Source organism: Acidovorax benzenivorans, from assembly GCF_028680575.1.
Lineage (GTDB): Bacteria > Pseudomonadota > Gammaproteobacteria > Burkholderiales > Burkholderiaceae_C > Acidovorax > Acidovorax benzenivorans.
In genome coordinates, this window is the sequence record NZ_JAPCKI010000001.1 from 575,230 (window position 1) to 592,403 (window position 17,174).

At 67.3% G+C, this 17,174-nt stretch carries 12 protein-coding genes; 5 read left to right on the forward strand and 7 right to left on the reverse strand.

Annotation, left to right across the window (positions count from 1 at the left end):
- Positions 1 to 3: 3 nt before the first annotated feature.
- From OIN59_RS02680 to glnE, 4 genes are all read right to left on the reverse strand, one after another.
- The gene (locus OIN59_RS02680) at positions 4 to 1,218 is read right to left on the reverse strand and encodes an efflux RND transporter periplasmic adaptor subunit (protein WP_274106879.1); all 1,215 of its coding nucleotides are present in this window, start codon (positions 1,216 to 1,218) and stop codon (positions 4 to 6) included.
- Between the two features lie 192 nt (positions 1,219 to 1,410).
- The gene (locus tag OIN59_RS02685) at positions 1,411 to 2,796 is read right to left on the reverse strand and encodes an efflux transporter outer membrane subunit (RefSeq protein WP_274106881.1); all 1,386 of its coding nucleotides are present in this window, start codon (positions 2,794 to 2,796) and stop codon (positions 1,411 to 1,413) included.
- Entirely contained in the window at positions 2,793 to 3,524 is a 732-nt protein-coding gene (locus OIN59_RS02690) for a TetR/AcrR family transcriptional regulator (protein WP_274106883.1), read from the reverse strand. Before OIN59_RS02690 ends, OIN59_RS02685 begins: the two co-directional genes overlap by 4 nt.
- A gap of 113 nt (positions 3,525 to 3,637) precedes the next feature.
- A complete protein-coding gene (gene glnE / locus OIN59_RS02695) occupies positions 3,638 to 6,394 on the reverse strand; it encodes a bifunctional [glutamate--ammonia ligase]-adenylyl-L-tyrosine phosphorylase/[glutamate--ammonia-ligase] adenylyltransferase (protein ID WP_274106885.1) in 2,757 nt (918 codons plus the stop codon).
- Positions 6,395 to 6,537: 143 nt separating this feature from the next.
- Here glnE and OIN59_RS02700 point away from each other — a divergent pair, with 143 nt between their 5' ends.
- The 4 genes from OIN59_RS02700 (at position 6,538) to OIN59_RS02715 (ending at position 14,286) form a co-directional block, all read left to right on the forward strand.
- The gene (locus tag OIN59_RS02700) at positions 6,538 to 10,713 is read left to right on the forward strand and encodes a YhdP family protein (RefSeq protein WP_274106887.1); all 4,176 of its coding nucleotides are present in this window, start codon (positions 6,538 to 6,540) and stop codon (positions 10,711 to 10,713) included.
- Entirely contained in the window at positions 10,710 to 11,525 is an 816-nt protein-coding gene (locus OIN59_RS02705; RefSeq protein ID WP_274106889.1) for a carbon-nitrogen hydrolase family protein, read from the forward strand. The genes OIN59_RS02700 and OIN59_RS02705 overlap by 4 nt, the downstream gene beginning before the upstream one ends.
- Positions 11,522 to 13,570, forward strand: coding sequence for a two-component system sensor histidine kinase NtrB (locus tag OIN59_RS02710; protein ID WP_274106891.1), 2,049 nt, complete (start codon positions 11,522 to 11,524; stop codon positions 13,568 to 13,570). The genes OIN59_RS02705 and OIN59_RS02710 overlap by 4 nt, the downstream gene beginning before the upstream one ends.
- Positions 13,571 to 13,656: 86 nt before the next feature.
- Positions 13,657 to 14,286, forward strand: coding sequence for a response regulator transcription factor (locus tag OIN59_RS02715; protein ID WP_274106893.1), 630 nt, complete (start codon positions 13,657 to 13,659; stop codon positions 14,284 to 14,286).
- 37 nt (positions 14,287 to 14,323) lie between these two features.
- Here the strand turns inward: OIN59_RS02715 and OIN59_RS02720 are convergent, their stop codons facing one another.
- Positions 14,324 to 14,974, reverse strand: coding sequence for an OmpA family protein (locus tag OIN59_RS02720; RefSeq protein ID WP_274106895.1), 651 nt, complete (start codon positions 14,972 to 14,974; stop codon positions 14,324 to 14,326).
- 196 nt (positions 14,975 to 15,170) lie between these two features.
- Positions 15,171 to 15,314, reverse strand: coding sequence for a hypothetical protein (locus OIN59_RS02725; protein WP_192419165.1), 144 nt, complete (start codon positions 15,312 to 15,314; stop codon positions 15,171 to 15,173).
- Between OIN59_RS02725 and mltA the strand changes: the two genes are divergently transcribed.
- Positions 15,247 to 16,470, forward strand: a complete 1,224-nt coding sequence (gene mltA, locus OIN59_RS02730; protein ID WP_274106898.1) for a murein transglycosylase A — start codon at positions 15,247 to 15,249, stop codon at positions 16,468 to 16,470. The genes OIN59_RS02725 and mltA overlap by 68 nt on opposite strands.
- 68 nt (positions 16,471 to 16,538) lie before the next feature.
- On the opposite strand, the gene OIN59_RS02735 is transcribed toward mltA, so the two are convergent.
- Entirely contained in the window at positions 16,539 to 17,024 is a 486-nt protein-coding gene (locus OIN59_RS02735; RefSeq protein WP_274106900.1) for an Lrp/AsnC family transcriptional regulator, read from the reverse strand.
- Between the last annotated feature and the right edge of the window lie 150 nt (positions 17,025 to 17,174).

The following is a 17,174-nucleotide window of genomic DNA, read 5'->3' on the forward strand; positions in this document are numbered from 1 at the left end:
TCCTTAATTGATAGCTGCTGGCGCATGATTCACTAGCGCTACAGGCACTTTTTGCATGAAATGCTGGCTGGAGGACTGCTTGCCAGCCTCGGGCGCTGCTGCAGGGGCCGCCACACGCACCAGGTCGCCGTCGTTCAAAAAGCCCGCACCGCGCACGGCAACCGATGCCCCCGCGTCCAGGCCCGACAGCACCTCGACCCGGTCGGCCACGCGGCGGCCGGTCTGTACCTTGCGCATCTGCACCCGCTGGTCGCCGCCCACCACAAACACGTACGAGAACCCGTCGCGCACCACCAGCGCCTCTTGCGGCACGGTGAGCGCGTCGCTGCTGCCCAGCGCGAATTCGCCCCGCGCAAACATCCCGGCACGGAAGTCGGTGTTGGCAGGCAGGTCCACGTAGACCAGTGCATTGCGCGTCTGTGGGTCTACCGTGGGCGCGACCATGCGCACGGTGCCCTCGGCCACCGCGCCGCTGGCAGCGGTAACGCTGACCTTGGCGCCGAGCTGAATGCGCCGCAGTTCGGTGGATGTGACCTCGGCGCGCCACTCCAGGCGGCCCTTGCGCACCATGCGGAACAGCTCGGTGCCTGCCCCCACCACCGCGCCCACGGTGGCCGTGCGGGCCGAGATCACGCCGCTGTCAGGCGCCACCACTTGCGTGTATTTGAGGCGCAGCTGCTGCGCGTTCAGCGCGGCCTTGGCAGCCTCCACGCGGGCCTTTGCGGTTTGCTCAGCCGTGGTGTATTGCTGGATCTGCTGCTGGCTGAGTGCGCCCGTGGCCTGCAGCGAGCGGGCGCGGTCGGCATTGGCCGCTGCCTCGGCCGCATTGGCCTGGGCTTCGAGCAGGCTGGCGCGCGTCTGGGCCACATCGGCCAGCACCGTGTCGGCCGAGAAGGTGGCCAGCACCTGCCCGGCCTTGACCACGTCGCCCACGTTCACGCGCACCTCGGTCAGGCGCAGGCCGTTGCTTTCGGCGCCGATGCTGGCCTCTTGCCAGGCGGCGATGTTGCCGTTGGCTGCCAGGCGCAGCGGCACCTGCATACGCTGTGGCTGGGCCGTGCTCACGGTGAGCGCAGGCCGGGGCTGGCCCGCCTTGGGCTCATCGGCCGCACGCGATGCGCCCGAGAAAACCAGCGCACCGCCTGTTGCCAGCACGCAGGCGGCGATCACGGCGAAGGTGGTAGGGGAAAACTTGAAGGAGAAAGAGGAGTGTTGCATGTGCATCTGTCCTGGAGAATTCAAATCAGCTGTGCATGGTGTTGGGGGTGGCCCACTGCGCTCGAAACTGGCGATGCGCAGACGAGGGCTGCCAAGCAAGGGCCGCCCCGCAGCGAGGGCTGCGTCCCCCTGCCCGCATTGCGTAGCAATGCGAGAGCGGGGGGAAGGCGCAGAGCGCCTCAGGGGGGTGTCTCATAGCTTCCAGCCACCGCCAGCGGCGCGGTACAGCGCAATCCAGGCAGTCTGGCGCTCGTGCTGCAGCGCGACCAGCGCGTTCTCGGCGGCCAGTGCGGTGCGCCGGGCATCTTCCAGCTCCACCAGGCTGGCCAGGCCACCGCGCCAGCGCGCCTCGGTCGCGTCGAACGAAGTGCGGTAGCCCTCGGCCGCCGTGCGTGCGCTGACGTTGCGCTCGGCGGTGCTTTGCAGCCGCACCAGCGCTTGTTCCACCTCGCTCACCGCCTGGCGTGCCTTGGCCCGGTATTGCGACGCGGCTTCGTCGTAGCGGGCCTGCGCTGCGTCGGTCTGCGCGGCGCGGCGGCCACCGTCAAAAATTGGCACGCTGAGCGCCAGCGGGCCGATGGTCCAGGTGCTCAGGTCGGTGGTCACGCCCCCCGTGCGCACCTGGGCCGCACCCACGCTGCCGCTGAGTGTCAGCCGCGGGTAGCGCTGGGCCTGGGCGCTGGCGACGTCCGCGCTGGCGGCGGCCACTTCGCGCTCGGCGTTGTACACATCGGGGCGCTGGGCCAGCACCTGGGCCGGTAGCACGGCAACGGCAAACAGCGCGTCGGGGGCCGCAGCCACCGGCTGGGCCAGCCGGTTGCGCAGCGTGGGCTCTTCCCAGCCGGTGAGCGCCACCAGGGCCTTGATCTCTACATCGCATTGCATGCGCTGCTGCGAGGCACGGGCCTGGGCCTCGGCGGCGCTGGCGCGTGCCAGTGCCGCTGTGGCGGGTGCAGTAAAACCCGCGCGTTCGCTGAGCTGGGACAGGCGTGACGTTTCGCCCCGGGACTGCGCGTCGCGCTCGGCCACCTGCACCTGGGCCAGGCAGGTGCGGATGCTGCTGGTTTGCTGCGCCACCTCGGCCGCCACACTCACGCGCGCCTCGTGCCACAGGGCCTGTGCGCCTGCCAGCCTCTCATCAGCGGCGGTTTTGGCGGCGCGGTTGGCGCCAAACAGGTCCACCTCCCAGCTTGCCTGCAGCCCGGCCTGTGAGGTGGTGGCCACGCGGGCCAATTGATCGTTGAAGCCCCGGCTGGCGCTGGCCTGCGCGTCGAGCGATGGCAACAAGGCGGACCGGCTGGCAACCCGCGTGGCGCGGGCCTGTGCGATGCGCGACTGGGCCTGAGCGATGCCGGGGCTCACGGCCTGGGCTGCGTCGATCAGTTCGACCAGCAGCGGGTCTTGCAGTTGGGTCCACCACCGGGCCATGTCGCCCAGCGAACCCTGGTGCGGCAGCGGTGCCTGCCAGGCCACGGGTGGAGTCGCGGGCACCTGGGCGGGCGGCGCGGAGACCGCGCAGGCGCCCAGGGCCAGAGGCAGCAAAGCGGCCCATACGAAACGGGTCTTGCGCATGTTCATGCGTTGGATTCCTTCTTGTGTGAAGTCCTCAAAGTGCGACGCTCAGGCCGTTGTGTGGCCTGTCGCCGGGCGATTTCTCCCTGCACCATGCTCAGCGCGTAGCCAGTCAGCCGCTCCACCCATGGGTCCACTGCTTCTGCACTTGCGAGTTGAGGGGCAATGGCCATCAGGGGGTCGCGCTGTGTCCACAGCTGCATCACCAGGCCGGCCAGGGAGAAGGCCAACCGGTGCATGTCGTCGTCCACCACCGGCACGCCCATGTGCCGACACAGAACCTGGATCAGCGCCATGTGCGGCGCACGGCATTCGCGTTCGATGAGTTCGGGCCAGACATGGGTAGGGTCCAGCAGCTCGCGCACGTGCAGGCGCAGCGATTGCGTCACCAGGTCGTCGTGCTTGAGCGGCTCCAGGAACCCGGCGAAATAGTGATGCAGCGCGCCCGGCAGATCCAGCGCCGGGTTGGCAAACACAGGGATCAGGTCGCTGCCGCTGCCAAACGGCTCGTAGAACGTGGCGGTGTACAGCTGGGCCTTGTCGCCAAAGTGGTAGGCAATGGCCGCCACGTTGGTACTCGCCGCCTGCGCAATAGCCCGCACCGACGTCTGGGCAAAGCCTTTTTCGGAGAACAGCTGAAGCGCTGCTTGCAGCAGGCGTGCACGCGTGTCTTCACCATCGCTGCGCGCCGTGCGTTGGGCGGCAGCGGGAAGGGGGTGGGTGCCAGAACTCATGGTCCCGGATTAAATCACCAGAATTCAAACAGTTGTTTGAATTAATGAATTTTTCAGAAACCGCTGCCGCACCAAAGTGCAACCGGTTGTCACCGCGGCAAGGGCCGTCGCAACTAGGGCGCTGTGCCGAACACCGCCGTCCAGAGTGCCAGCACGGCGTCGCGCTCGGCCTGCAGTGCGGGTGGCGTGACCTGGGTCGGCGCCTCGTCCAGGCGCGCCACGTGCTGCACTCGGCGCAGTTCGCGGTAAGCGTCGGCCGCAGCGTAGCCCACCCCTGCGGGCAGCAGGCCTACTTGCTCGGCCCGCTGCAGCAGCGCAATGTTGCCCAGGTTGCCACGCAGCTCCGGGTGGGCGGCAGACTGCGACAGCACCAGGTACTGCACGGCAAACTCGGCGTCCACCATGCCGCCCGCGCTGTGCTTCACGTCAAAGCGTCCGGCAGGTGTGGGGTGGGCCGAGCGTACCCGCTCGCGCATGGTCACGATCTCGCCGCGCAGTGCCACCGGGTCGCGGGCGGAGGTGATGACGGCCTCCCGTACGGCGTCAAAGCGCTCGCGCAGGGCCTCGCTGCCCATCACAAACCGGGCGCGCGTCATGGCCTGGTGTTCCCAGGTCCAGGCGGTGTTGCTGCCGCGTTGCTGCTGGTAGTTGGCGTAGGCCTCGAAGCTCGTCACCAGCAGGCCCGAGTTTCCGTTGGGACGCAGCGCGGTGTCGATCTCGTACAGATCGCCTTCGCCGGTCTTGACGGTAAGCCAGTTGATGAGCTTGCGCACAAACGCGGCGTAGACCTCCGGGCCCCGTTCGTCATCGTCGTCGAACACAAAGACGATGTCGAGGTCGCTGCCGTAGCCCAGCTCTTTGCCGCCCAGCTTGCCGTAGCCAATGATGGCGAACTGGGGCTCGTCGCGGTGGCGGTTCTTGAGGCGGCTCCAGCACCATTGGCTGGTGATACGCAGCACGCTGTCGGCCAGCGCACTGAGGTCGTCAGCCACCTGCTCGACGGTGATGCGGCGTTCCACGTCGCGCGCCAGGGTGCGGAAGGTCTCGGCATGCTGGGCGCGGCGCAGCAGGTTGAGCAGGGTCTCGTCGTCGTCTTCGCCCGTAGAGCGCAAAGATGCCAGGCGCATGCCCAGTTCGCGTTCAAAGTCGGCCACCACAAAACGCTCGGACAACAGCGCGTCGCCCACCAGTTCGTCGATCACGCCGGGGTGCTGCAGCAGGTAGCGCGCGGGCCACTTGGCCGCCCCCAGCAGGTGCAGCAGTTGTTCATGCACGGAAGGCCGCTCCAGCAGCAGCGCCAGGTAGCTTTCGCGCCGCAGCAAGGGCTCCAGCCAGTTGGCCAGGCGCAGGGTGGCTTCTTCGGTGACGCGCCCTTCCTTGAGCCACTGGGCCGTGCGCAGCACCAGGCGGAACAGGCGGGCCCGCGCTTCGTCGCGCAGCCCGGCTACGCGTGGGTGGTTGCGCCACTCGGCCACACGCTCGCGAAAGCCCGGCGGCAGTTGCTCCAGCAGGACTTCCAGTTCGGGAGGGGGCGGTGCTGCTGCCCGTGGGCCGCCACAGCCGCCGCCACTGCATTGTTTTTTGCCGTTGCCACCCAGCAGGGTGTCGAATTCCTGGGCCACCAGCTCGCGGTGTGCATCCAGCTCGTGCAGGAAGGCGCAGCAGTCTTTGTAGCCCAGGGTGCTGGCGATCCAGGCCAGGTCGTCGTCGCGCGTGGGCAGTACGTGGGTCTGCTGGTCGTCCAGGTACTGGATGCGGTGCTCTACCCGGCGCAGGAACACATAGGCCCGGGCCAGCGCGTCGGCGGTTTCCTGCGGCATCAGGCCTGCATGGGCCAGGCGCTGCAGCGCATCGAGCGTGGGGCGGCGGCGCAGCTCGGGGAACTGCCCGCCACGCACCACTTGCAGCAGCTGCACGGTGAACTCGATCTCGCGGATGCCGCCGCGCGAGAGCTTGACGTCGTTGGCGCGCTCGGGGTGCCCGGCGCTGCGTTTGGAGGCATGGTCCCGGATCTGGCTGTGCAGCGAGCGCAGCGCGTCGAACACGCTGTAGTCCAGGTAGCGGCGGAACACAAATGGCAGCACCACGCCACGCAACGCTTGCACCTCGGGGCTGCCAATGCAGTCGCGCGGGGCGACCACACGGCTTTTGAGCCAGGCGAAACGCTCCCATTCGCGGCCCTGCACCTGAAGGTATTCCTCCAGCGCGGCCAGGGACACTGATGCGGGGCCCGAGTTGCCGTTGGGCCGCAGGGCAAGGTCCACCCGGAAGACAAAGCCATGCTCGGTGGTGTCGCCCACCAGGCTGTAGATTGCCTTGACGGCGCGTGCAAAGTATTCGTGGTTGGAGATGCGGCCCCGGCCATCGGGCATGCCCGCGGTTTCGCCATCGTGCTCATAGACATAGATGAGGTCGATGTCGCTGGAGACATTGAGCTCGCGGGCCCCAAGCTTGCCCATGCCGATGATCCACAGCTGCACGGGCTGGCCCTGAGGGCCGCACGGGGCACCATGGCGCTCGTCCAATTCGCGGCGCGCCTGGTGGCAGGCACGGTCCAGGGCCAGCTCGGCCAGTTCGGTCACTGCCCGGGTGATGTCGGCCAGTGGTGTCTGCGCTTCGCAGTCGAGCTGGATGAGTCGCTCCATGACCAGCTGGCGCAGCACACGCAGCGCGGTGCCCGTGTCGCAGCCGCGCGCGCGCAGTGCGTCGTAGGCCTGCTCCATGGTGGCCAGCACCGGCACGCCCGGTGGCAGCAGGGGCAGGTCGTTGGCATAGCGGCGGTGCAGGCGCTGGTAAAAACGGGAGTGTTCCGCCAGGGGCCCCTCGGGCAGGGGCTGGTGGCAGCGGGGGTCAGACAAAGAAGGGTGCATGGCAGCCACAGCCGGATGTTGGACGGGAAGCGGGGGGCTGGGCCGGGTGCCCTGCCGTGTACAAAAGGTCACTGGGCGCGCGGGTCGCGAGTGAACCCACGCCAGGACTGCGGGTCATAATTCCTGCCACTTTCCATCTCACCATGATCGATCCCACTTCGCACCCCTCACGCCTGCTGAAAATAGTCGCAGGTTTTGCGCGGTGGTCGCTGGGCTTGTTGCTCGCCTTCTGGCTGTTGCTGACCATCGCATGGGGGGCTCTTCATGGCTGGATTGTGCCGCGAATCGGTGATTTCCGCCCACAGTTGCAGGCGCAGGCCGCACGGGTATTGGGGGTTCCCGTGCAGATCGGCGCCATCGTGGCCCGCACCGAGGGGTTGATCCCATCCATTGAACTCTCCGATGTGGCGCTGCTGGATGCTTCGGGCCGCACTGCGTTGCACCTGCCCCGGGTGGTGGTGGCGCTGTCGCCCCGCTCGCTGCTGCAGTGGGGCTTTGAGCAGCTTTACATCGAAGGCCCCGACCTGGATGTGCGCCGGGCGAGCGACGGGCGCATCTATGTGGCGGGCCTGGAGTTTGCCCAGAACCAGGGCGACAGCAGTGCGGCGGCCGACTGGTTGTTCTCGCAGGGCGAGGTGTACATCAAGGATGGGACGGTGCGCTGGACCGATGAGCAGCGCGGCGCCCCCGAGCTGGCGCTGGAAAAGGTGGACCTGGTTTTGCGCAACGGCAACTGGCGCCACAACCTTCGGGTGGATGCCACCCCGCCGCCGGAATGGGGTGACCGCTTCACCCTGGTGGGCCTGTTTCGCGCGCCGCTGCTGCGCGCCCGCGATGGCAACTGGAAGCACTGGAGCGGCCAGGTGTTTGCCGATTTCTCGCGGGTGGATGTCTCGCACCTGCGGCACCACGCCGACGTGGGCATCGAAGTGGCGCGGGGCCGGGGCGCGCTGCGGGCCTGGGCCGATGTGCGCAGCGGGCAGGTGGTGGGTGGCACTGCCGACCTAGCGCTGGCTGATGTCAATACCACCCTGGCCTCTGATTTGCGTCCGCTGGTGTTGCCCTCCATCCAGGGCCGCCTGGGAGGGCGCCGTTTGAGTGGTGGCTTTGAGTTTTCGACGCAGGCGCTGCAGTTCCAGACCGATGATGGCCTGACCTGGCCGGGCGGCAACCTGCGGCTGGTGCATACCGATGCCAACGGCAAGGCCCCGGCGCAGGGCGAGCTGCGTGCCGACCGGCTGGACTTGGCGGCCCTGGCACAAGTGGCCAGCCGTCTGCCGCTGGGGCCGGTCGCCCATGATGCCTTGCGCACCTACACGCCCCAGGGCCTGGTGGACGAGATCCAGGCCAACTGGAAAGGTCCACTGGACGCGTTGCAGCAGTACCAGGTCAAAGGGCGCATCCAGGGGCTGGCGCTGGCAGGTGCTACCGATGGCGAGGCCCCCGCCCACCTGGGCTTGCGCGGCGCCAATCTGAACATCGACATGACCCAGGCGGGTGGCAAGGCGGCGCTGACCATGGCGTCGGGCGCGCTGGTGCTGCCGGGGGTGTTCGAGGAGCCCGTCCTGCCGCTGGACCGGCTCAGCGCCGATGTGCGCTGGCAGCTGGACGGCGGCCGCATCGCCGTGCAGGCCAATGACGTGCAGTTTGCCAACGCAGATGCCCAGGGCGAGGCCCGCGCCACCTGGCACACCAGCGATGCAGCCAAGGTGCCCCACCGGTCACGCTTTCCGGGTGTGCTGGACCTCACGGGCACGCTGCACCGCGCTGACGGCACCCAGGTGCACCGCTACCTTCCGCTGTCCATCCCCGCCGATTCGCGCCACTATGTGCGTGATGCGGTGGTGGCCGGTAGCGCCAGCAATGTGCAGTTCCGCGTCAAGGGTGATCTGAACGACCTGCCCTTCAACGACCCCAAGCAAGGCGAATTCCGGATTGCTGCGCGTGTCAAGGATGTCACCTATGCCTACGTACCCACCGCGCTACAGCCTGCGGGTACCCTGCCCTGGCCTGCGCTGACCGACCTGGGGGGCGAACTGATCTTTGAGCGCTCCTCCATGCAGGTGCGCGGCGCTAGCGGTGGCTTTGCGGGCAGCAAGGGCCTGCGGCTGTCCAAGGTCGAAGCGCGTATTCCAGACCTGGCGCACACCGTGGTCGGTGTCAGCGCCGACGCGCGCGGCCCGCTGGCAGAGCTGCTCACGCTCATGGCCACCTCGCCACTCGGGCGCATGACGGGCAACGCACTGGAGCAGGCCAGCGGCACGGGCAACGCTGACTTCCAGCTGCGGCTGAGTCTGCCCATCAGCGACATCAACAAATCCAAGGTGCAGGGTAGCGTCACGCTGGCAGGCAATGAGCTGCGCATCACGCCTGACACCCCCGCGCTCACGCGTGTGCGGGGCGCCGTCCAGTTCAGCGAGACCGGTTTTTCGCTGTCCAACGTGCAGGCCCAGGCGCTGGGCGGCCCGGTCCGGCTGGAGGGGGGCATGCGCGCGCTGGCGGCCAATGCCCCGGCCACCGAGTCGGCAGTGCAGATCCGTGCACAGGGCACCGCCACGGCCGAAGGGCTGCAGCAAACCCCGCAGCTGGGCATGTTGTCGCAACTGGCGCACCGGGCTACAGGCAGCGCACCGTACACGCTGGCCCTGTCCTTCCGCCGGGGGGTGCCCGAGTTGCAGGTCAACACCAGCCTGCAGGGCCTGGCATTGGCCTTGCCGCCCCCGCTGGGCAAGGCTGCGGACAGCAGTCTGGCCCTGCGTTTCGACAATCAGGTGGCGCGCGAATCGCTGGTGGGCCTGGCGAGCAACAGCGGCGGTGGGAACGGCAACACCAACGGCACTAATGCCCCTCCGCTGCGGGACCAGATCACGCTGGACCTGGGCCCACTCGGCTCGGCCACTTACCTGCGCGACCTGAGCGGCCCCCAGCCCCTTGTGTTGCGGGGCGCGATCGGGGTAGGCCTGAGCAATGGCGAGTCGGCCCCCATGCCTGCGCAGGGCGTGGCCGCCAACATCAACCAGGGCAAGCTGGATGTGGACGCCTGGGATGAGGTGCTGACGCGGGCCACGGCGGTCGAGCCCGCCGCCCGCAGCCCCGCAGCGGCGACGGCGCCTGCCGGGCAGGCCGTGGCCCAGAACTATCTGCCCACCACGCTGGCGCTGCGCGCGCGTGAACTCACTTTGCAAGGGCGCACCCTGCACAACGTGGTGGCGGGGGCCCTGCGCGACGGCACGACCTGGCGCGCCAACCTTGACGCCACCGAACTCAACGGGTACCTCGAATACCGCCAGCCCGGATCAACCGAGTTCAGCGACGGCCGCTTGTATGCCCGCCTGTCGCGTGTGAACATGCCGCAAAGCGACGTGACTCAGGTCGAACAACTGCTCAACGAGCAACCGGGCAACCTGCCCGCGCTGGACATCGTGGTGGAAGATTTCGAGCTGCGGGGCAAGCGGCTGGGGCGGGTGGAGGTGGAGGCCCAGAACCGGGGCGGCGAGGGGCCGCAGCGCGAATGGCGCCTGTCCAAGTTCAATATCACCGCGCCCGAGGCCACGTTGACCGCCAGCGGCAACTGGGCGGTGCTCAATGCCGCAGCCGCGGACCCCCGCTCTACCGAGCGGCGCACCGTGCTCAGCTTCAAGCTCGATATCCGCGACTCGGGCGACCTGCTGGCCCGCTTGGGCACGGCCAACGTGGTGCGGCGCGGCAAAGGCCGCATGGAAGGGCAGGTGGGCTGGATTGGCGCACCGTTCAGTCCTGACTACCGCAGCATGACCGGGCAGATCAACCTGAATGTCGAATCCGGCCAGTTTCTGAAGGCCGACCCCGGCCTGGCCAAACTGCTGGGCGTGCTCAGTCTGCAATCGCTGCCGCGCCGCCTGACGTTGGATTTTCGCGATGTGTTCAGCGAAGGTTTTGCGTTTGATTTTGTGCGGGGTGATGTGCGTATTGAGCGTGGCGTGGCCACCACCAACAACCTGCAGATGAAGGGCGTCAATGCGGCCGTGTTGATGGAAGGCAGCGCCAACGTTGACCAGGAGACACAGGACTTGCGTGTGGTGGTGGTGCCAGAGATCAATGCCATGACCGCCTCGCTCGTGGCCACGGCCATCAACCCTGTGATTGGCCTGGGCAGCTTTTTGGCCCAGGTGTTTTTGCGTGGCCCGCTCATCGAGGCTGCCACCCAGGAGTTCCGCATCGATGGCACCTGGGCCGACCCGCGGGTGGTGCGCGTGGCCCGCCGGGGGCGCGAATCGAGCCCCGCCACCGAGGCGACGCCGCGCGCCAGTCCGTCCACCAAGACCGGAGAACCCTCATGAAAGTTGCCGCCATCCAGATGGTGTCTGGCACCGCGCTGGACGATAACCTGCGCGCCGCACGCGAGCTGCTGGAGCAAGCTGCGCAGGGCGGCGCCGAGCTGGCCGTGCTGCCCGAGTATTTTTGCCTGATGGGGCACAAGGACACCGATAAGCTGGCGCTGCGTGAGACCGCCGGTTCCGGCGTGATCCAGCAATTTCTGGCCGACACCGCACGCGCGCTGCAGATGTGGATCGTGGGCGGCACGCTGCCGATGGCTACTGATGCGCCGGACCGGGTGCGCAACACCACGCTGGTCTTCGACCCGAAGGGGGCCTGCGTTGCGCGCTACGACAAGATCCACCTCTTTCGCTTTCACAACGGCGCAGAGCAGTACGACGAAGGCCGGATCATCGATGCCGGTGACACCCTCGTGCACTTTGATCTGCAAGCGCGGGACGGACGGCGCTGGCGTGTGGGGCTGTCTGTGTGCTACGACTTGCGCTTTCCGGAGCTGTACCGTGCGCATGCCCGCGCGGGGGCGGACCTGATGCTGGTGCCCAGCGCCTTCACCTACACCACAGGCCAGGCGCACTGGGAGGTGCTGCTGCGTGCCCGCGCGGTGGAAAATCTGGCCTACGTGCTGGCCCCTGCCCAAGGCGGTGTGCACGCCAACGGCCGCCACACCTGGGGCCACAGCATGCTGGTAGACCCCTGGGGCAGCATCGTCGCGCAGCGTGACCAGGGCGCTGGCGTGGTCATCGGCGAGCTGGACGCGCAACGCTTGGGAGCCGTGCGTGCCCAGCTGCCCGCATTGACCCACCGCGTACTGTGACGGCCACCCCCGCCAAACGCACCCTGTTGCAGCGCTGGCGCGGCGCCTGGCGGCGCTGGTCGTTGTGGACTGCGCTGGTGCTGCTGGTGGTATCCATGCTGGCCACCATGGTGTGGCTGGCCGGACGCTACGAGGCCAGCCAGGTGCAGAGCCGCCTGGAGCGCGACACCGCCGATGCAGTCTCTGACATCCGCACGGCGCTGACACACAACCTGCAGAGCTTGCAGGCACTGCCCAGCGACAACCCGAGCCAGCTGGCCTGGGAGGTCGATGCCTCCGACCTGCTGCGCAACCGGCGCGAGCTGGTACGCATTGAGCTGCGCGACGCCAACCTGCGCATGCGCACCCATGTGCAGTCGCCCTACCGCCCGGTGGCCTGGGACATGCGGGCACGCGACAGCGGCCAGTCGGACCTCACCATCGCCTGCGCCAACGCGCGCCGCCTGGGCGGGCCTGCGTACTCCAGCAGCTACTTCCAGCCCCATGGGGATGGACTGGGCTCAGAGATGATGGAGCTGTGTGTTCCGCTGTCTGCCAGTGGGCGCACCATTGGGTACCTGGTAGCTACGTATGCGTTGCAGGACATCCTGGTTAATCTGGTGGGGCACAGCCTCACGCGCAGCCAGGAGGCCTCATTCACCGAGGCCGATGGCACACGGCTGGCCGTGCTGGGCGCGGCGCGGCGAGGTTCGCGCATGTTCTCAGCGCAGCATTTGCTGGACCTGCCGGGAAGCACTTTGGTGCTGCGCATGGACAGCTGGCACAGCGCGCCCAGCCTGTTTCCCAATGTGCTGACGGCCCTTGTGACGGCCATGTCGATTGCGCTGGTGACGGTGATGGTGGTGCTGGTGCGCGACAACCGCCGCCGCCTGCGCGCCGAGCGCGACCTGGCCGATGCGCTGGCCTTTCGCAAGGCCATGGAGGACTCGCTGGTCACCGGCTTGCGCGCGCGCGACCTGGAAGGGCGCATCACCTACGTGAACCCCGCCTTCTGCGAGATGGTGGGCTTTAACCCTCAGGAGCTGCTGGGCCTGAGCATGTCGGCCCCCTATTGGCCGCCCGAGCGTGTGGAGGAATACCAGCAGCGCCAGGCCATTCGCTTTGCAGGCACCATGCCGCCGCGCGAGGGGTTCGAGTCCGAGTTCATGCGCAAGGACGGCACGCGGTTTCCGGTGCTGATCATTGAGGCGCCGCTCATCAACGCCCAGGGCCAGCACACAGGCTGGATGAGCGCGTTCCTGGACATCAGCGAGCAGCGCCGGGTCGAGGAGCTGTCGCGCGCCTCGCAGGAGCGGCTGCAGGCCACTGCGCGGCTGGCCACTGTGGGCGAGATGGCGTCTTTGCTCAGCCACGAACTCAATCAGCCGCTGGCCGCTATCTCCAGCTATGCCAACGGCTCCATCAACTTGCTGGAACATGTCACACCTGTCAGTGCGTCTGCACCCGAGCCTGATGCGCTGGAGGATGTGCGCATGGCCATGCGCCAGATCGCCCGCCAAGCCGAGCGCGCGGGCCGCGTGATCAAGAGCGTGCATGACTTTGTGCGGCGCCGCGATCAGGCCCGTGAGGCCGTGCACGCGCAGCAATTGCTGGATGCCATCTTGCCGCTGGTGAGCCTGCAGGCCCGCAAGCTGGGTGTGCGCGTCAACACATCGGTGGAGCCGGGCCTGGCGCCCGTGCTGTGCGACCGCACGATGGTGGAGCAGGTCTTGTTGAACCTGGCGCGCAATGCCATGCAGGCCATGGATGACTCCAGCGTGCGCACGCGTGTGCTCGATATCCGGGTGCAGCGTGCGGCCTCGAACCAGCACAACGGCTGGATTGAATTTGCAGTGACTGATGTAGGAACCGGGATTCCCCCCGAAGTCGCAGAAAGGCTGTTCACCCCGTTCTTCACCACCCGCCCGGAGGGCATGGGGCTGGGGCTGAGCATGTGCCGCACGGTCATCGAACAGCACGGCGGTTATCTCGGATTTGCGCCGAATGAGCCACGTGGTACGGTATTCACCTTCACGCTGCCCGTGAACAATGGAACCACCCCCTGAGGCGCGTTGTGGCAGCCCTCGCTGGGGCCGTGGTGGTTTCATCATCTGCGCGTGACAGACATTGCAATGGACAACTGAACGGATCTATGGAGCCAATCACCAACGCCACCGTGTACATCGTGGACGATGACGCCAGCGTGCGCGAGGCGCTGGCCTGGCTGCTGCGCTCGCGCCGACTGCCCAGCGAATCCTTTGATTCGGCCGAAGCCTTTGACGCCATGCTGCAAAAGCGGCCTCCCCAGCGCCAGCCCTGCTGCCTGCTGCTGGATGTGCGCATGCCAGGCATGAGTGGGCTGGCACTGTTTGACGTACTGGCCGCGCGTGGCGATCTGGCCACCATGCCCGTGATCTTTCTCACGGGCCACGCCGACGTGCCCACTGCGGTGGACACCGTCAAGCGTGGCGCTTTTGATTTTTGCGAGAAGCCATTTTCCGACAACGCGCTGGTGGACCGCATTGAGCAGGCACTCGCCCAATCGGCCGAGCGGCTGGCTCAGGTGCGCGAACGCAGCGACTTGCAGGTGCGCCTGAGCGAACTGACTGAGCGGGAGCGTGATGTGATGGACCTGGTGGTGGCCGGTCTTCCCAACAAGCTCATCGCTGACCAGCTCGACATCAGCGTGCGCACGGTCGAGGTTCACCGCTCACGGGTGTTCGACAAGATGCAGGTCAAGTCCGCCGTGGAATTGGCCAACCTGCTGCGCACGGGGCACTGAGCCCGCCTGTCTGGCCTGGCGTTCGCAGCCTGGGCGATCAGCCCCGTGGTCGCTCACCCACAAAAATCTCGACCCGCCGGTTGCGCGCACGGCCTTCGACGGTGTCGTTTGTGGCAATGGGGTAACGCTCGCCCAGGCCTTCGATCACGATGCGGCGGCCATCCACGCCGCGCGCTGCCAGGTAGCTGCGGGTGCTGGCGGCGCGGTCCATCGACAAAGGGTTGTTGACGGTATCGCTACCCGTGCTGTCGGTGTGTCCCACGATGCGTACGTCGGTGTTCGGGTTGTTGCGCAGGCCTGCGGCAAACTGGTCCAGCACGGGGGCGAAATTGGGCTGAATGTCTGAACGGCCTACAGCAAACGAGATGTCGCTGGGGATATTGAGTTTGAGCTGATTGTCGGCCGTCTGCGTCACGGCGATACCGGTGCCCTGGGTGGCCTGTTCCATCTCGCGCTTTTGGCGCTCCATGTTTTGCGACCAGATGTAGGTGCCCAGTGCCCCGACACCGGCCCCCACCACGGCGCCGGTCCCGGCGCTGCCGCCGGTCGCGGAGCCGATGACCGCGCCTGCCAGCGCCCCAATGCCAGCTCCGGTGGCCGTACGGCGCTGTGTGTCATCCATGCTGGCGCATCCGGTGACCAGAACGATGGCGGCGGCAGCGCCGAGAATTTGAACGTGTGTGCGCATGTGTGTGCTCCTTGAAAAGCGGTGGCGCTGGGTGGCGGGCCTTGCACCCGCCGCGCTGTCGGAGCGTTATCGCGTCCCGTGCAGTGGCATCACCCAGCTCACGCCATCGTGGGGCCGGTGATGAAGCTGTGCCATCGGCGCGCTGGCCCATCGGTTGTAGGACAGGGCCGTCCCTGGGGCGCAACTCACTGTCCGTTCAAGGCGATGGCGGATGCTTGTCGCTGTCGGCGGGCGGTGGGGACTTCAGTTCCCCTCCCTTGCGGCCCGAGAACATGGTCCACCACACGATAGCCACCAGTACCACCAGCGCCAGCAGCGCTTCAAGCAAAATCAGCCCCATGAAATTGACACTCCTGCGCGTTGCGTTGACCGCGCTGATTGTAGGAACGCTGGCCGCCTGCTCCACGCCACCTGCCCCTGTCCCCGCACGCCCTGGGGGCTCCCCCGCGCCGCTGCCGCCGAGCGCCGTGGTGCTGCCGGGTGACACCGGCCCGCTGCCACCCCCCATGGCGCAGCCCAAAAGCCGCTGGATTCCCGTGCGCTGGGCAGAGCTGCCGGGCTTTGCCGACGATGCACTGCACGAAGCCTGGAACGCGTGGATCAAGAGCTGCGAGCGGCCCCAGCCGCCCTTTAGTGCCCTGTGCAGCGAAGTGCGCCAGCTGAGCATTGCCACGGCCGATGAGCAGCGCGCCTGGCTCATCGCACGCCTGCAGCCCTACCGTGTCGAGGCCACCGACGGCAATCCCGATGGTCTGCTCACGGCGTACTACGAGCCCATGATGGACGCGGCACGCCAGCCCGGCAATGGCTTCACGGTGCCCATTTACCGTGTGCCCGCCAGCCTGGGGGCCCGCAAGCCCTGGTACACGCGCCAGCAGATCGACACCCTGCCGGAGGCCCAGGCCGCGCTGGCGGGCCGGGCCATTGCGTGGCTGCGCGACCCCATCGAGTCGATGGTGCTGCACATCCAGGGGTCTGGTCGTTTGCGCATTTCCGAGCCCGATGGCTCTATCTCGCTGGTGCGGGTGGCTTACGCAGGTACCAATGACCAGCCCTACCAGAGCGTGGGCCGCTGGTTGCTGGACCAAGGCCTCACGCGCGATGCGACCTGGCCAGGCATCCGCGCCTGGGTAGCAGCCAACCCTCAGCGCACCAATGAGCTGCTGTGGAGTAATCCGCGCTATGTGTTCTTCCGCGAAGAGCCCTTGAGCCCGCTGGATGCTGGTTTTGGCCCGCGCGGCGCACAGGGTGTGCCTTTGACGCCGGGGCGATCGATTGCGGTGGACCGGCAGAGCATTCCCTACGGCACCCCCGTGTGGCTGGCGTCGTCCGGCCCGCAGGTGCAGCTCAACCGCCTGGTGCTCGCACAGGACACGGGCAGCGCCATCCTCGGTGCGGTGCGTGCGGACTATTTCACGGGTTGGGGGGCCGAGGCCGGTGACGTCGCGGGCCGACTCAAGCAGAACCTGCGCCTGTGGGCGCTGTGGCCGCGCTGACGCGACACGGTTGCGGGCGCGGCCTTGATCCGTCAGCCCCGCTGGAGTGGGGTGATGGCGATGGGCCCTCAAGAACGTGTGCGTGTGAGGTGTGTCAACGGCAGCGCCCCGCTGGCCTTCACCTCGCCCAGCGAGAAGCTGGTGTGCATGTCTTTCACGTTGGGCAGGTTCAGCAGCACATCGCGCGCAAATTGCGAGAAGCTGTCCAGGTCGCGCGCCACCACCTGCAGTTCGAAGGTACCGGTGCCGCTGATGTAGTGGCAGGACACGACCTCCGGGATTTGGCGAATGGCCTCTTCCATCTTGCGCGTGAGGTTGCCCGTGCTGCGGTCCGCATCCAGCCGCACAAAGGCCAGCACACCGAGGCCGATCTTGTGGCGGTCGATCTCGGCGCGGTAGCCCTTGATGAAACCCTGTTCCTCCAGCGCCCGCACGCGGCGCCAGCAGGGCGCGGCCGACAGGCCCACGCGCTGGGCCAGCTCGGCGTTCGTCAGACGAGCGTCAGCCTGCAACTCGTTGAGGATGGCGATATCGAATTTGTCGAGAGTGTTCACAAAATGGCGGTAAAGAGAAAGATCCTTTCTCAGAATAGCCTAAACACGGCACAGAAAGCAAAGACATATCAACGACGCAGACATACACTTACCCGCACACTAGTGCCGCAGCCCTAAACGGGCCGCATGGTGCTGCCCCAGCGTGCCCAC

Coding starts and splice junctions, on each gene's coding strand:
- OIN59_RS02680 (WP_274106879.1), bottom strand. CDS start 1,218: ATGCAACACTCCTCTTTCTCCTTCAAGTTTTCCCCTACCACCTTCGCC.
- OIN59_RS02685 (WP_274106881.1), bottom strand. CDS start 2,796: ATGAACATGCGCAAGACCCGTTTCGTATGGGCCGCTTTGCTGCCTCTG.
- OIN59_RS02690 (WP_274106883.1), bottom strand. CDS start 3,524: ATGAGTTCTGGCACCCACCCCCTTCCCGCTGCCGCCCAACGCACGGCG.
- glnE (WP_274106885.1), bottom strand. CDS start 6,394: ATGCACCCTTCTTTGTCTGACCCCCGCTGCCACCAGCCCCTGCCCGAG.
- OIN59_RS02700 (WP_274106887.1), top strand. CDS start 6,538: ATGATCGATCCCACTTCGCACCCCTCACGCCTGCTGAAAATAGTCGCA.
- OIN59_RS02705 (WP_274106889.1), top strand. CDS start 10,710: ATGAAAGTTGCCGCCATCCAGATGGTGTCTGGCACCGCGCTGGACGAT.
- OIN59_RS02715 (WP_274106893.1), top strand. CDS start 13,657: ATGGAGCCAATCACCAACGCCACCGTGTACATCGTGGACGATGACGCC.
- OIN59_RS02720 (WP_274106895.1), bottom strand. CDS start 14,974: ATGCGCACACACGTTCAAATTCTCGGCGCTGCCGCCGCCATCGTTCTG.
- mltA (WP_274106898.1), top strand. CDS start 15,247: ATGGTCCACCACACGATAGCCACCAGTACCACCAGCGCCAGCAGCGCT.
- OIN59_RS02725 (WP_192419165.1), bottom strand. CDS start 15,314: ATGGGGCTGATTTTGCTTGAAGCGCTGCTGGCGCTGGTGGTACTGGTG.